The organism is Alkalihalophilus pseudofirmus (assembly GCF_029094545.1).
Taxonomy (GTDB): Bacteria; Bacillota; Bacilli; order Bacillales; family Bacillaceae_D; genus Alkalihalophilus; species Alkalihalophilus pseudofirmus.
Map to the genome: position 1 here is coordinate 320,301 of NZ_CP117835.1, position 14,751 is coordinate 335,051.

The 14,751-nt window shown below is 39.0% G+C and carries 20 protein-coding genes; 14 read left to right on the top strand and 6 right to left on the bottom strand.

Annotated elements, in window-relative coordinates:
* Positions 1–15: 15 nt before the first annotated feature.
* The 4 genes from PQ478_RS01750 to PQ478_RS01765 all read left to right on the top strand — a co-directional run bounded on the left by PQ478_RS01750 (position 16) and on the right by PQ478_RS01765 (position 1,762).
* A complete protein-coding gene (locus tag PQ478_RS01750; RefSeq protein ID WP_289235624.1) occupies positions 16–483 on the top strand; it encodes a hypothetical protein in 468 nt (155 codons plus the stop codon).
* A gap of 19 nt (positions 484–502) precedes the next feature.
* Positions 503–700: a hypothetical protein gene (locus PQ478_RS01755; protein WP_012957319.1), complete on the top strand. Its 198-nt coding sequence runs from the start codon at positions 503–505 to the stop codon at positions 698–700.
* Positions 701–741: 41 nt separating this feature from the next.
* A complete protein-coding gene (locus PQ478_RS01760; protein ID WP_289235625.1) occupies positions 742–1,017 on the top strand; it encodes a PEGA domain-containing protein in 276 nt (91 codons plus the stop codon).
* Positions 1,018–1,114: 97 nt separating this feature from the next.
* A complete protein-coding gene (locus PQ478_RS01765) occupies positions 1,115–1,762 on the top strand; it encodes a hypothetical protein (RefSeq protein ID WP_289235626.1) in 648 nt (215 codons plus the stop codon).
* Between the two features lie 109 nt (positions 1,763–1,871).
* Here PQ478_RS01765 and PQ478_RS01770 read toward each other — a convergent pair whose 3' ends face one another.
* A complete protein-coding gene (locus PQ478_RS01770) occupies positions 1,872–2,027 on the bottom strand; it encodes a hypothetical protein (RefSeq protein WP_012957322.1) in 156 nt (51 codons plus the stop codon).
* Positions 2,028–2,295: 268 nt separating this feature from the next.
* On the opposite strand from PQ478_RS01770, the gene PQ478_RS01775 reads away from it, so the two are divergent.
* The 4 genes from PQ478_RS01775 to PQ478_RS01790 all read left to right on the top strand — a co-directional run bounded on the left by PQ478_RS01775 (position 2,296) and on the right by PQ478_RS01790 (position 5,557).
* Positions 2,296–2,439, top strand: a complete 144-nt coding sequence (locus PQ478_RS01775; RefSeq protein ID WP_139314744.1) for a lmo0937 family membrane protein — start codon at positions 2,296–2,298, stop codon at positions 2,437–2,439.
* A 100-nt stretch (positions 2,440–2,539) separates the two neighbouring features.
* Positions 2,540–3,445, top strand: coding sequence for a sulfurtransferase (locus tag PQ478_RS01780; RefSeq protein WP_083633567.1), 906 nt, complete (start codon positions 2,540–2,542; stop codon positions 3,443–3,445).
* Positions 3,446–4,284: 839 nt separating this feature from the next.
* Complete coding sequence (locus PQ478_RS01785; RefSeq protein ID WP_289235627.1) at positions 4,285–4,728, top strand: MarR family winged helix-turn-helix transcriptional regulator; 444 nt, start codon at positions 4,285–4,287, stop codon at positions 4,726–4,728.
* Between the two features lie 157 nt (positions 4,729–4,885).
* A complete protein-coding gene (locus PQ478_RS01790) occupies positions 4,886–5,557 on the top strand; it encodes a GTP pyrophosphokinase (RefSeq protein WP_435521075.1) in 672 nt (223 codons plus the stop codon).
* A 223-nt stretch (positions 5,558–5,780) separates the two neighbouring features.
* On the opposite strand, the gene PQ478_RS01795 is transcribed toward PQ478_RS01790, so the two are convergent.
* Genes PQ478_RS01795 through PQ478_RS01810 form a run of 4 tightly spaced genes read right to left on the bottom strand, consistent with a single transcriptional unit; the run spans position 5,781 to position 7,917 of the window.
* Positions 5,781–6,143, bottom strand: coding sequence for a P-II family nitrogen regulator (locus tag PQ478_RS01795; protein ID WP_289235629.1), 363 nt, complete (start codon positions 6,141–6,143; stop codon positions 5,781–5,783).
* 22 nt (positions 6,144–6,165) lie between these two features.
* Positions 6,166–6,507 (bottom strand): P-II family nitrogen regulator, encoded by a 342-nt coding sequence (locus PQ478_RS01800; RefSeq protein ID WP_289235630.1) that lies wholly within the window; start codon positions 6,505–6,507, stop codon positions 6,166–6,168.
* On the bottom strand, positions 6,479–7,228 hold the full coding sequence (locus PQ478_RS01805) for a DUF1538 domain-containing protein (RefSeq protein WP_022629472.1): 750 nt from the start codon (positions 7,226–7,228) through the stop codon (positions 6,479–6,481). Before PQ478_RS01805 ends, PQ478_RS01800 begins: the two co-directional genes overlap by 29 nt.
* Positions 7,225–7,917: a DUF1538 domain-containing protein gene (locus PQ478_RS01810; protein WP_289235631.1), complete on the bottom strand. Its 693-nt coding sequence runs from the start codon at positions 7,915–7,917 to the stop codon at positions 7,225–7,227. Before PQ478_RS01810 ends, PQ478_RS01805 begins: the two co-directional genes overlap by 4 nt.
* 323 nt (positions 7,918–8,240) lie before the next feature.
* Here PQ478_RS01810 and PQ478_RS01815 point away from each other — a divergent pair, with 323 nt between their 5' ends.
* The 6 genes from PQ478_RS01815 to PQ478_RS01840 all read left to right on the top strand — a co-directional run bounded on the left by PQ478_RS01815 (position 8,241) and on the right by PQ478_RS01840 (position 14,208).
* Entirely contained in the window at positions 8,241–8,891 is a 651-nt protein-coding gene (locus PQ478_RS01815; protein WP_289235632.1) for a futalosine hydrolase, read from the top strand.
* Positions 8,891–9,724, top strand: a complete 834-nt coding sequence (locus tag PQ478_RS01820; RefSeq protein WP_289236923.1) for a 1,4-dihydroxy-6-naphtoate synthase — start codon at positions 8,891–8,893, stop codon at positions 9,722–9,724. The genes PQ478_RS01815 and PQ478_RS01820 overlap by 1 nt, the downstream gene beginning before the upstream one ends.
* A 135-nt stretch (positions 9,725–9,859) precedes the next feature.
* Entirely contained in the window at positions 9,860–10,804 is a 945-nt protein-coding gene (locus PQ478_RS01825; protein WP_289235633.1) for a nucleoside hydrolase, read from the top strand.
* A 127-nt stretch (positions 10,805–10,931) separates the two neighbouring features.
* A complete protein-coding gene (locus PQ478_RS01830) occupies positions 10,932–12,641 on the top strand; it encodes an ABC transporter ATP-binding protein (RefSeq protein WP_289235634.1) in 1,710 nt (569 codons plus the stop codon).
* A 111-nt stretch (positions 12,642–12,752) separates the two neighbouring features.
* Positions 12,753–13,553 carry a class I SAM-dependent methyltransferase gene (locus PQ478_RS01835; protein WP_289235635.1) on the top strand — a complete coding sequence of 267 codons (801 nt, stop codon included), beginning with the start codon at positions 12,753–12,755 and terminating at the stop codon, positions 13,551–13,553.
* On the top strand, positions 13,546–14,208 hold the full coding sequence (locus tag PQ478_RS01840) for a pentapeptide repeat-containing protein (protein WP_289235636.1): 663 nt from the start codon (positions 13,546–13,548) through the stop codon (positions 14,206–14,208). The genes PQ478_RS01835 and PQ478_RS01840 overlap by 8 nt, the downstream gene beginning before the upstream one ends.
* A 16-nt stretch (positions 14,209–14,224) precedes the next feature.
* On the opposite strand, the gene PQ478_RS01845 is transcribed toward PQ478_RS01840, so the two are convergent.
* Positions 14,225–14,716, bottom strand: coding sequence for a GNAT family N-acetyltransferase (locus PQ478_RS01845; protein ID WP_289235637.1), 492 nt, complete (start codon positions 14,714–14,716; stop codon positions 14,225–14,227).
* Positions 14,717–14,751 lie beyond the last annotated feature (35 nt).

Here is a 14,751-nt window from a genome sequence, read left to right on the forward strand (position 1 = left end):
TGATAAGGGGAATTTATGCGAAAAATTATTATATCATTAATACTTGCTATGTTGGCTGGCTGCGGGAACTCAACCACTCAAGAAGCCTTAATTACCTATACGAATGAAGAACTCATTCCTTTAATTGAGATAGAGGACGAGGCTACAAGCCGATTTAACAGCATTGGTCAACACTTCACAAATGATTACGATTTAGCTCAAAGGATTGAAGAAGAAGTCATTCCGCTTTACGAAGAATTAGTAACAGGGTTAAACAACGTGAATGTACAAAATGAGGAAATTGAAGAGGCTCATCAAATCTTTTTAGAAGGCTCAATGCTTCAATTAGAAGGAATGACTAAAATAGTTGAAGCCATACAGTCAAATGACCAACAGATGGCAGAAGAAGCCCACCGTTTACTCGAACAAGGAGAGGTGCTGGTGACTCAATTCAGCAATGAGCTTTCCGAACTATATGAGACCTATGATGTAGAGATTCAATAAAGGCAAAGGAGGAGATGAGGTGGCCAATCTCTGGGAGCGCCATGGTTTTACGTTTATCATTGTCTTTTATTTAATTAGTATCACCATTCAAATCGTCACTTCCTTGCTTATCTATGAAGATACTTTTGAAAAGCTTGTGATGATTGGTGTGCAGTTAATCTTAACAACGATTGCTGTTTTTATCGCATATAAAATAATCAATAAATTATTTAAATAGAATTATACATAAACAATAGATGCAATAGGGAGGTTTACACATTGTCTAAAGACCAAGGTTCTATCAAATTTTTTAGAGGCAAGGAATGGTATGCTTTTACGCGTGCTTTCAAGCTTTATGTAAACGGAGAAGAAATAGGGAAGATCAAACGCGGGAAAGAACTAATCGTCGAAGTATCTCCTGGAGTTCATACAGTATATGCAAGTATGGACGGATTTCAAACGGAAGAGGCTGAAGTGACAGTCGATGCTGGTGAGACGATTACTTTTCAAGTGACAGGAAGTACGCAATCGTTCGTTACGCTGAAAATGTTATAAGCACCCATTATCTGGCATGAGTCATGGGTGCTTTTTGATTAAAAGAATATGACGATAGGACTCAAAAATCGTTTAATCTTTCTAGCAGAGGTGTCTGATGAATATCATTTCTTTACTATTTGGCAAGCCGTATCGCGCTAATAGGCTCTTTCTCTTTATTTATTGGTTTGTCATTGCTTTTTATTTTGTCGGGTTTGTGATGATGATCTCTTTGATTGTAATGACGGGTGAGTGGCTTTTTATCATACCTCTAGTAATCTTCCCTTTATTGTTTCGTATAGTGTATAAATTAAATACGTTTATTTATCAATCGATCTCTAATCAAAAAGATCATTCACCTTTAAAGAAGAAATGGATAATGATAGGGAGTGCTTTTGTCATCCTAATGATCACCTTTCCTATCCTCGTCTTTATATTTTCAGACAACGTTGTAACGAATGTTTCCAATACAAATGTGAATGGTGAAATAGAGCTTTCGATTGGATCGGTAAAAGGTATTTATGAAATTGAGGCGTTTCAATTAGAGGAATCAATAAACGATGTGGCTTTATTGCCTTACGAGGCCTTTGTAAGAGAGGGTTCCTTTTTATTATTTCTAGAGCATAATGGCGAAATGATTTGGAGTGAAGAGGTTTCCGGGAACCATTCTGGCGAGATGGCGATAGAGCTGAGAGAAGGAACTTATCGAATTAAATTAGAGTCAAAAGAAGCGAAAGGCATTGTGATCAACTTGTCGCTTAATTAAATAATTCTCTAAACCAAAAACAGCCTTTGCATAAGTAATATAACTGATGCAAAGGCTGTTTTTAAATATGGGATAGAAAAGAGCAAACAAGATTAGATAAGATCAATTTCTATTGAAACATCGGAAAGACATATTGAACTAAGAACCATAAGAAACCAAAGAAAATGATAATATAAGCTAAATATTTAATAAAGCTCGATGCTACTTTACTTGAATCATGCTTTTTCTCCACATGCTTCTCCTCGACATCTACATCTTTTCTCATGATAACGCCTCCCATTAAAATGATTTCTTATCGTTTATATATCCGATTTGATACCACCTGAAACATAAGTAAAAAAGGAGAGTTGATTTACCCTTTTACCAATCAGTCCTAACTAGTGAAATGGATTCAAATTGGGAAAAGGCGTGGAATCATTTCCGTGTGAACAAGGACTTAAATTTAGGTGTAGAGGTTTTGATTAAGTCAAATAGGGGGATGTAATAACCAACAAACAAATTGGAAAATAAGATTGAAAGGTTGTGAGGAAAAAATGTTATGGACAGTACTGATTGTGTTGTTTGTATTGTGGTTACTAGGCTTTTCATTTGAAGTTGGAGGCGGACTTATTCACTTACTGTTAGTTGTAGCCCTTATCGTCTTCATTCTACAAATGTTAACTGGAAGAAGAGCATAACTGCAGCAAGCGTTCTTATTAGAGCGCTTGCTTTTTTTCATGTGTTTTCCACTTTTGGTCATACTAAGGTAGATATTTGACCAAAGGAGTGAAGAAAGCCATGAGAAAGCTGGTTGTTTTGTTATGTTTGCTGCTGATGCTTACCATCTTGGTTCCGATGAAAGGGAGTGCAAGAGAAGTGACGTATCCTAATAATGATCTCCTCATTAGTGTAGAGGAGACGGCACAGAGATTAAATGAAGAACATTTTATCATTGTTGATACGCGCAGTGAGGGGTACACTGAAGGACATATTCCGGGAGCTTTACCATTTGATGCTGCTCAATTAGCAGATAAAAGCCACCCTGTTGATGGATATTTAGTTCGGGCAGAAGAATTTGAGCGATTAATGAATGAACTTGAAATAAGCAACGATGATGAAATTATTGTGTATGATGATGGCGATGATACGGCAGCTACGAGGTTATTTTATGCGCTGGAATTATACGGACATAAAAAAGTACGTGTATTAAATGGCGGACTTAAAGCATGGAAGGCACAAGGCAAGGAGGTTTCTACAACTCCCAGCGAGGAGAGAAAGGGCAGCTTCAAAGCGAATATGCAGGCAAATCTTGAGGTGGAACAAGATTATGTGAAGGCATCAATTGACCACCCCAATAAGGTACTGTTCGATGTTCGTTCCAAAGCTGAATATATGGGGGAGGATGTCAGGGCAAAAAGAGGCGGTCATATCCCAAGTGCTGTGAACCTCGAATGGAAAAAGGTTTTAGAGGACGGGGAAGTGCCATATTTTAAAGGGGCGAGTGTCATTGAACAAATGCTTGAGGAAGCTGGAGTAACGAGAGAAAAACAGATTATCATTTACTGTCAAAAGGCAGAGCGAGCATCTCATATGTACTTTACCTTAAGATTAATGGGGTTTGAACATCTTAGAATGTATGAAGGATCTTGGGAAGAGTGGGGGAATGACCCCGACACACCGATCGAAAACCCTAGTGAACAATAAGTGAAAATAAAACACGTATGAAGAGATAGCTAGCCACTTCTAGAGAAGAATTTACTACCTGAATTAAAGACGACTGATTCTATTGAATTAGATAAGTCGTCTTTTTGTGCAGGAATACTATAATAAAGAGTGCGAATAGGTAAATGCTTACCGGATGACCTATACCAAGATCTTTAGATAATAATTCTTCTCTTACCGCTGTAGTTGTTGATCTCCGCTGCAGGCACACGCTTTCCGCGGGCGGCCCGGGAGCTTCCTCGTCGCAACGCTCCTGTGGATCTCCCTTGGTCACGCACATCCCGCAGGAGTCGGTGCCTTCCGCTCCAATCAACGGAGGAAGGATGTTGTTAAGTGTTCCCATTTTTATAAGCAGCTGTTTAGTGAGCTTAGCAGATGAACCCATGAATATGTGCCTTTTTTAAAATTTGACCTGACCCATAACTAGATCGCACCACTAATTTTTTATACAAAGCATTAACCTAGCGGATGAACTATACGTAGACTCCGATGGGGACTAGAGCAGGAGTGAGATCCCACAGGGCATAAGCCCGAGGAAGCTCACTAGCTCCCCACGGAAAGCGGAGTATCGTTCAGAAGCGTAACCTATGTTTGAGCTACTTTAAGTTTTTGAATCTATAACCACATCATTTCACTACATTTCAGAAGTGGTATACATGAACCGCATGTGTAATTTGCTTATGCCTTTAAGGTTTAATTTGTATATTCCAGTTCTTGAATAAACTCAATAACCCCTGGTTTGACATAATACTTAAAGTAATTTATATTTAACTACATGAAGTAAATAGTTAATGTCATGAAATAAATAGAAGGAGTTTAGAATGGAAAAGGATGAGTTGAAGTTATATTACGCAAGGCTTGATCAAGCTTTTTATAAGGCAATGAAAACGTTAGGGCCAAAAGTATATGAAAAACTTGAACATAACCTCACGGGAGAACAATTTTTTGTCCTCAATACGCTAGAGCAGAAGGGTCGCATAACATCATCGCAGTTAGCGGAAGAACTTCAGGTGAAGCCAAGTGCAATCACAGCCATGGTTGACCGTTTGTTAAAAAATGATTTTGTGATAAGGGAACGAGATGAGAAAGACCGAAGAGCGGTATATGTGCGGATTTCAGAGGAAGGCATGAGTGCTTTGAAATCATCTGTAAAGAAACGGAATATAATTATGGAGAAGTACATGTCAAAATTAACTGAAGAAGAAATGGAACAGCTGACAACGGTTCTTGAAAAGTTGACATCAATTATTGAATCAGAAAGCTAGTTTGAAGCAATAATTTTATAAACAGCATAGTTGGATTGGATCTAATAATAGCTTTTTAACTCAACGTTCTATTTAAAGGAGTAGATGAGGTTTGTCACAACAAACAAGTGTGAATGTAGGACAAATTAAAGCAGTGAAGCAAGAGCTTACAAGATTTATGATGGTGTACAAATTTGCTCTGGATGAGATGAATACGAAAATAAATATTCTTCAAGAAGAATTTCAGTATATTCACAGCTATAATCCGATTGAACATACAAAATCGAGATTGAAATCTCCTGAGAGTATATTCAAAAAAGTGCAGGGTAAAGGATTGTCGCCATCGTTAGTGAGTGTAAGAGAACATATACATGATATCGCAGGTATTAGGATTAGCTGCTCCTTTATCTCAGACATTTATATTATTAGTGAGATGCTGCAACAGCAAAAAGATATTAAGGTGATTGAATGTAAGGATTATATTAAGAAGGCTAAGCCAAATGGATACCAAAGCCTACATCTTATACTAGAAATTCCAGTCTTTATGTCCGACCGTGAGGAAAGTGTGAAAGTGGAGGTTCAAATCCGGACGGTCGCTATGGATTTTTGGGCTAGTCTCGAACATAAAATATACTATAAGTATCAAAAGGCAGTGCCCAGTCATTTACTACAAGAATTAAAAGAAGCGGCGGATACGGCAGCTGAATTAGATCGGAAGATGGAGAGGATTCATCAAGAGGTCGAAAAAGAGAAACAAAATGAAGAAGCAGAGCACCATTTCATTCATTTAGACAAAAAAGCCCTCGAGTTGCCTCAAAGGCTTATTCAAGCGATAACCGACACAAAATAAGAGCGGACGAATAAAGTCTAACTGTTTAATAAAAAAATGGAAGCATCTCTAAAAGTCTAATACAATGGTAGGCTGCTAATACAACTCATCTAGACTGGCGTAGTACTTCCTATGATTTTAATACTATAGATGGACTATCTATATTGATTGTCCCACACACAAGTTATTTCGTCCGAAAACCAGAAATAATATTGCTTTTTTAAAGACGTTGAGTTACAACGCTTTAGAACTCTTTTCTAGCTGAATTCTCATTTACCATTCGATTTAGGATATGGTTAATCCCAATCGTACGTTCTACTTCTAAAACAAATGCTATACCTTTTCCAGGCTTATCTAATTCTGCATATTTTTCAATCGCCACTAGTACTTCATCTGTTTTTGATCTATCAATTAATGTCAGAACCAATTCTTTTTCTGGTTCAATGGTTATATTAAAGAGCTTTGCTTGTTCGTGTATACCTGTACCTCTGCCGCAAACAATGGTACCACCCTCAGCTCCTGCTTTCTTAGAAGCTTCAACAACTTCTTCTGAATAGCCTTTATTTACAATCGTCACAATTAAATCATATAAAACTTTATTGTTCATGGTAACCTCCTGAATACTTACCTTAATCTTGACTCTTAAGTAAGTGTACAATTCCAGCGAATCTTTTTACATCAACGACAAAACCAATCCCGCTACCAGGTTTATCTAATTTGCCTGCGTTTTCAACTGCTGTTATGATTGCATCCATTTTTTCTTTAGACATCAGGGTAAATATAACTTCTTTATCTGTATCTACGCTGAATCCAAGTAGATTTTGGTTGTCATGAATACCGTTACCTCTGCCATATATAATGGTAGCCCCTTCAGCACCTGCTTTTTTGGATGCTTTAACTACTTTCTGAGCCATACCTTTTTTTACAATTGTAACAAGCAATTTATGCTTCGGATTTAATTTTTTGTTCATTTTCTTTCTCCTTTCTTCCGTAAAGCAACCCTAAGGTTAGTACTGATAAGATAGGGGAAAGAGCGACTAATGTTATCATTCCAAACCCATCAAGTAAAGGGTCACGACCTTCTAAAACAGTGGCTATTCCAACTGACATGGCTACAATAAATGTTACTGTCATTGGCCCCGTTGCGACGCCTCCTGAATCAAACGCAATAGCTGTAAATGTTGGAGTTGAAAATTTGATGAGGATCAATGCGATAAGGTACCCAGGTATAATAAAGTACCATAATGGAATACCTGCAATGATTCTCAACATGGATAATGCTATGGAGATAGCAACACCGATTGATAATGTATAAAGCATGACCTTCTTAGGGATATAACCACCTGATACTTTTTCAACTTCATGGTTTAATATACGCACCGCTGGTTCAGCAAACGTGGCCACAAATCCCAAAAGAAAACCTATTGGAATCAACATCCATAAATGATCCAGTTGCCCCATTAACGTTCCCATCATTTCTCCAGCAGGGAGGAATCCGATGTGTACACCTTGAAGGAAAAAAGCGAGTCCCCAAAAAGTAAGAATCATCCCTTTTAGTATATCTAGCAATTTCTTTTTTGGAAGCTTCAAAATAAAAAATTGAAAGAATAAGAAAAATATGAGCAGGGGAATAAGTGCAAAGGCAACTTCATATAAAACATGCCCGAAGCCATCAAATATGTTTAAAGTCATCCATAAATCACCCCTAATACTAATACAGCTAAAATAGGTCCTATTGAAGCTAGTGCTACTAATCCAAATCCATCAGATGAAGCAGACTTCCCTCTTAAGACAGATGCAACCCCTACTCCTAAAGCAAGGATAAATGGTACGGTCATCGGCCCTGTCGTTACTCCGCCAGCATCAAAAGAGATAGGAACAAAGTGAGCAGGGGTGAAAGCAGCTAATAAAAATACCAATCCATAGCCACCTATTAAAAGATAGGTTATAGGTATGTTTAATACTATTCTAAGCATAGCTAAGCCGACAAAGATAGCCACACCCAAAGCTACGGTGTAAATTAGAATGTTACTTGAAACGATACCGTTTGAAACTAGATCAACTTGAATGGCAAGCACTCGAACATCTGGCTCCGCAACAGTTGCTACAAATCCAAGTAAAAATCCAAAAAAAACGATAATCCAAGGTTTACCCATTCTAGGTAAAGCAGATCCTATCATTTCACCAATGGGCAACAACCCCACATGTACTCCAAGTAAAAACAGAATTAACCCGAACGATACCATCAAAACGCCAATTAAGAATTGAACAAACATCTCCATGGGCATACCTATTATAGTAAACTGCAATATAATAACAACTAGTGACAGTGGTATGATCGCATATACAACTTCTTTAATAGTGTCTTTAATATGTTGCATTGTTCCCCCCCTATCAAAAAATACACTTCTTTTTCATGTTTACTATTGCGGAGTTCCCGCTTTATCCATGTTTACTAATATTTATTCTATTTTATCATTAGATTATTTAGACTTGAGAATGATAATAGTCTTTTTTGTGTTTAAATAAGTGGACCCTTACTCAATTCATAGCCGATATGAAATAAAAATGGGAGGAAACCATTAATAATAAGAGTTTCATCTATATAAAGGCGACTACTGGCTATTTTTCAAAAGAGTCTTTAGACTAGATATAAAGAGGTAGCTTTAAAAAGATAGCAATAAAATCGAAAGGTAGGATATAGATGAGCGACGAAGGCCGGATATTAATTGTGGTCTCGGTTGACGCAGAGAAAGAAGCTGTGCAGCGAGGGATTGGAGATAATAAAAATATTGATATTCTAACAGCTGGAGTAGGAGTGGCCAAAGCAGCAGCGGCGACTGCTTTTAAGCTTGCTGGTGAAAAGTATAAATTAGTGATTAATGCAGGGATTGCAGGCGGATTTACTGGGCGTGCAGAAATTGGCACAGTCGTTTTAGCAGAACAAGTGATTTGTGCAGACCTAGGTGCTGAATCAGACAGCGGCTTTCTTACTATCGATGAGCTAGGCTTTGGATCAGGTGTTTTGGATGTAGATAGGCCTGCTTTATTATCTGTATACAAAGCATTAGAGCAAACAGAGCTGGTTGTAAATAAAGGAGAGGTTCTCACTCTTTCTACAGTTACTGGAACAAAAGAAAGTACAATTGAATTAATGGAGAGGTATCCGGATGCTCTTGCTGAAGCAATGGAAGGCTTTGGTGTAGCGAGCGCTTGTGCTTTATGTGAGGTTCCTTTTATGGAAATGAGAACGATATCGAATGCAATCGGTCCTAGAGATCGTGAGGCTTGGAGAATAAAAGAGGCGCTGTTAAGCTTAGAAGAAGCGAGTAAAACCATTTCGGAGGTAGTATGATGAAGATAGCATTTTCCCCGTGTCCTAATGATACATTTGTTTTCCATGCAGCTGTTCATGGAAAGATTCCTGAGGCACCTAAATTAGATGTAACGTATGCGGATATTGATAAAACGAACTATTGGGCAGCTGAGGGGATTGGACCAGAGATACAGAAAATCTCTTATGCTGCGCTTCCGTATGTTTTAGACGAGTATGCCCTTATCCCATGCGGTGGCGCACTTGGCAGAGGCTGCGGACCTTTATTGCTTACGGCAGGGGGAGATCAATCTCCACTTTCCTTAGCTGGGAAGCGGGTAGCGGTACCAAGTGAAAGGTCTACTGCTTATTTATTATTCAGGCTTTGGGCTGCCGAAGCGATCCCTGAAGGCTTAGATGAAATTGTCGTTATGCCGTTTCATGAGATTATGCCAGCTGTACGTGATGGCAAAATTGATGCCGGTCTTGTCATTCATGAGGCAAGATTTACGTATCAAGAGTTTGATTTAAAGATGTTAGTTGATTTAGGTGAGTGGTGGGAGCAAGATACAGGGCTTCCGATTCCTCTAGGCGCTATTATCGCTCATCGATCTCTTAACAAGGAAGAGGTTACAAAGTGGGTGAGGGCTTCTGTCGACTATGCATGGGAAAACCCAGAGGCCTCTATTGAATATATCATGGAGCATGCCCAAGAGTTATCTTATGAAGTGGCCAAGTCACATATTGATTTATATGTAAATTCATTTACTCAAGACCTTGGAGAAGAAGGGTTAAAGGCTGTAGCCAGTCTGCTTGGACGAGCGGGGGCAGAAGGGCTTGTCCCCGAAGTTGACTTAAGTTTATTAAAAAAATAAAAGACGACTAATGAGAGAACAGGTCAAACGGCTTGTTCTTTTTTTGTGTTGATTTCCTTATCTGCTTTTATTGGAGCGAACTTTCGGACTCAAACTGAATCAGGGTGTATATACATACTATTGAGGTGATCTAAGATGGAGAAGGTGCTCTTATTTTGTGATCCGGGTATAGATGATTCTGTAGCCATTATGTTCGCGTTGCTTCATCCTGATATTGAAGTAGTAGGAATTGTGTCTAGTTACGGAAATGTTGATAAAGAACAAGCAACGAATAATGCCGCTTATTTGCTTGATCTTGCAGGGAGGCTTGATGTTCCTTTAATCGGTGCGGCGGCTTACCCTCTATCAGGGGAAATGGCTGTCTATTATCCTGAAATACATGGGGAAGAAGGGTTAGGGCCGATCACACCTCCAGATACGATAAGCGGCACATTAGAGAATTTTTCTCTTATTTTTTCAATCATCGATGAATACGAAGGAGAGTTAGTCATTGTTGATGTTGGGAGGCAAACATCATTAGCCTCTGCTTTTATTCTCGGCGAGGATGTGATGGATAAAGTTAAAGCCTTTTATGTAATGGGCGGAGCTTTTCTTGTGCCTGGCAATGTAACTCCGCTTGCTGAAGCGAATTTTTTCGGTGATCCAATTGCTGCAAATGTTGTCGCGACAAGAGCACATAATCTAACCATTGTGCCATTAAATGTGACGAATTATGCCATCTTAACGGATGAAATTATAGATCAGATTACGGACCAAGAATATAACACCTTCACTCCCCTTATAAGACCCATTTACGATTATTACGCAGAAGCCTATCAAGAGCTTGTGTTAGGAATTGAGGGGGCTCCTTTTCACGATGTAGTGACATTGGTTGCTCTGACCAACCCAGAATTATTTGATTTTGTGGAAAGAGAAGTAACAGTTGTCGATGATCCTAGTGTAAGAGGCTTAAGTGTAGCGGATTTTAGACCTCTATCTGCTGAAGAAGAAGCGTCCATAGAGGGTGCTCAAATTGCAATGGATTTTAATTATGATGAGTATATCAACATTTTTATCCAAGCAATGAAAATGGAGTTTTAATTAATTTTGCATTAGGTCATTCCTAATGCTTTTTCTTTTGCCTATTGAAAGATTACTAAAACTTAATTATAATTGATTATCATTATCAATTAAGAAATAGTGTGTCATTTAGTTGGGGAGTGAAGTCTTGTTAAAACGATTTTTTTCATACTATAAACCGTACAAGTGGCTGTTTATTTTAGATTTTTCATGCGCTGTCCTTGTTGGTTTGCTAGAACTAGCTTTTCCGTTGGCCGTTAACTATGTCATTGATCAGCTCCTGCCTGGGGGTGAATGGACGATTATTTTATGGGCTTGCTTAGGCCTTTTAGTTATCTACTTGATCAATACAGGTTTGCACTTCATCGTTACATATTGGGGTCATATGCTTGGAATCAATATTGAAACGGATATGCGCAGCAAATTATTTGAACATATGCAAAAGCTTTCGTTTGGATATTACGATAACAACAAAACGGGTCATTCTATTTCAAGACTGACAAAAGACCTTGAGGAAATTGGGGAAGTTGCTCACCATGGACCGGAAGATGTGTTTGTAGCCTTAATGACCCTTGCCGGAGCCTTTGTTATTATGCTTACGATTAACTGGAAGCTTGCTATTCTTTCGTTTCTAGTTATTCCTCTGTTGATGTGCTTAGCCATTCACTTCAATAAAAAAATGACTCATACGTTTAGAAAGATGTTCAGCGATGTGGCGGATATTAATGCAAGAGTGGAAGACAGCATTGGGGGCATCCGTGTCGTTCAAGCTTTTGCTAACGAAAAACATGAGCAGGAACAGTTTGCAAAAAATAATTCAAGCTACCGACGTACGAAATTAACGTCCTACAAAATTATGGCTCAAAATATTACAGCCAATTATGTGTTAATGAGGATGGTCACATTATTTACACTCGTTTTCGGAACGTGGTTTGTATTAAATGGAAGTCTTACTTACGGTGAGTTTGTGGCCTTCATTTTATTATCAAATGTACTGCTTGGTCCTATCCAAAAAATTAATGCAGTTATCGAGAGTTACCCTAAGGGCATAGCTGGTTTCAAACGTTATACAGAAATTTTAGATACGAGACCAGACATAGAAGATTCTAAAGAAGCAGCGCCTATTAAGGTTAAAGGAGATATTGCCTACAAAGACGTTTCATTTGGTTATGAGGGATTGGAAAACGTTCTAAATAAAATAAATTTCTCGATACGATCAGGAGAAACGGTCGCTTTTGTTGGTCCATCAGGCTCAGGTAAGACAACCTTGTGCAGCTTACTTCCCCGGTTTTATGAAATAGGCAAAGGCAGCATCGAGGTGGATGGAAGAGATATTCGTTCAATCTCCCTAGAATCATTACGCTCACAGATTGGAATTGTCCAGCAGGATGTGTTCTTATTCTCAGGGACGATTCGAGAAAATATTGTATACGGCAAGCTGGATGCAACCGATGAAGAGGTACTAAGTGCAGCTCGGAAAGCGCAGTTAGATGAGTTTATTAAGACACAGCCTAACGGGTTAGACACAGTGATCGGCGAGCGCGGAGTAAAACTTTCTGGCGGACAAAAGCAACGTCTTGCTATAGCTCGGATGTTCTTAAAGAACCCGCCGATTTTAATTTTAGATGAGGCAACATCAGCCCTCGATACAGAAACAGAAAGAGCGATTCAAGAATCACTAGCCGAGCTTTCAAAAGGGAGAACGACATTAGTGATTGCTCATCGTCTAGCAACGATAAAAAATGCTGACCGCATTATGGTTGTGACCAAAGAAGGTATCGCAGAACAAGGAAGGCATCAAGACTTATTAAATAGTAACGGCATCTACAGCCGTCTTCATTACGCTCAATTTGGATAACCTACATCCCCTGTCACATCAAATGGCAGGGGATTTTTTAGAAAGGATTTATCTAATTTATAGGGAATGTATAAGTATGGAAGAAGTGTTAACTGTAAGGGAGGAAGAGAGATGAAAGATCGAAAAGGCAGTGAGGAAAAAGCAGAAGTGATGAAGCAATTTGGTGCTAATGCTGAGAAATATGTAGCGAGTGAGTCCCATGCTAAGGGGGAAGATCTCCCGCAGCTAGTTCAGTGGATTAAGCCTAAGGCAGATTGGGTCGCACTTGATATTGCAACAGGGGGGGGGCATGTGGCGAAATCTCTTGCTCCGCACGTAAGAGAAGTGTTTGCGACGGATTTAACAAAAGCAATGCTGGCCAATACAGCAAATCATCTTAAAAAATCATTCTCAAATATTACCTACGTGGTAGCCGATGCGGAAGATCTGCCGTTTTTAGAGGGAACATTCGACCTTGTAACGTGCCGAATTGCCCCGCATCACTTTCCTAATCCTGATCAATACATTGCAGAAGCTGCCAGGGTCTTAAAGCCAGGCGGTTTATTTCTCATGATTGATAATGTAGCACCTGAAGAGGAAGAGTTAGCAGAGTATCTTAATACCTTTGAAAAGTTACGAGATGTAAGTCATGTTGCTAGTTTGAGTGTATCAAAATGGAAAGAGTATTTAGCTGAGGAGGGGATGGTTGAGGTCCAAAGTCAATTAAAGAAGAAGACGTATAAATTTCCTGCTTGGGTAGAGAGGACAGCTCAAGACTCTGATCAGATTATGCAAGTGCATCACTATATAACGAGTGCTTCGAAAGAAATAAAAGAATATTTCCAAGTTGACGCGGCGGCAGGCGAAGTGAAATCTGTAACGATTGATGAATGGATGACGTTGCATCAAAAAGGTGGAATGGAAAATGAGTAAGCAGGTAAAGAAGGCCCCGAAAATAAAAAGGCCTGATCTCCCGCCGCGTCTTGAAGAATTAGAATGGGACCCAAGCCTTTTAGAGGAAGAAGAGAGAATAGAGAACGGGCTAATAAAGGATCAAGTAATTGAAGGGATAAAAGAAGAGAGGCTGTCTTTTAAGAAACTGCGTTTTGAAGGGGTGACCTTTGAGTCCTGTTCGTTTCGTCAGATTGAATTAGTAGATGTAGAATTTTATAAGTGCGACCTCTCAAATGTTGATCTTAGTGATAGCATTATTCACCATGTTGAATGGAGGGATTGTAAATTATTAGGGATGAATGTGTCGGGTAGTACAATTCGGCATACAACATTCAAAGGATGTCAAGCTGATTACTCTGCTTTTGGATTTGCCAATTGTAAATGGGTTGCCTTTGAACACACATTATTAAATCGAGCAGATTTCTATGAAGCGGTGTTTAAGCATACCTCTTTTGCTCATTGTAAGATGGACCAAGCAAATCTTTCAGGACCAAGCCTCCAAGGTGTTGATCTCAGTACTTGCTCGTTTGATAACCTCACAGTTTCAATTGATCAATTAGAAGGCTGTATCATATCGCCCGAGCAAGCAATTGGTTTTGCGAAAATTTTAGGTCTTATCATAAAGGAACATTAATTAAACGTTTGTTTAACTACAGCAGTTTATATAAGTAGTATTCATTAACTGGCTCTCCGTTAATGATTAGAGAATGAACTTTCTCTCCCTCAAGAACGAACCCCATTTTACGGTAGAGATCAAATGCCGGCTTATTATGCTTAATAACAGTTAATTCAAGCCGGCTTATTTGATGGTCGGCAGCCCAGGTGAAGAGGGAATCAAACAATGCCGAGGCAATACCTATCCCGCGGAAGGATGCTGATACACCGAGGGTAATATAGGCACGGTGCCGTATTCTTTCTAAACCTCCTGCTTGGACAGTGAGGTATCCCGCCAGTTGTTGCTCAACTTCTGCTACAAAGAGAGCGGATTGAGGCTTTGATAAGTGATGAATCATCGACTTAATTGGCTCAATACTATCTCTTCTCTCCCCCGGGTTATAAAGCATCATCTCTGATGCATCTAATTCTTTAAATAATTTAAGCAATTCTGGTGCATCTTCTTCTGTTGCATAACGTATCTTCATCTGCATGTCCCTCCCTTTGTATCTCTATCATACTT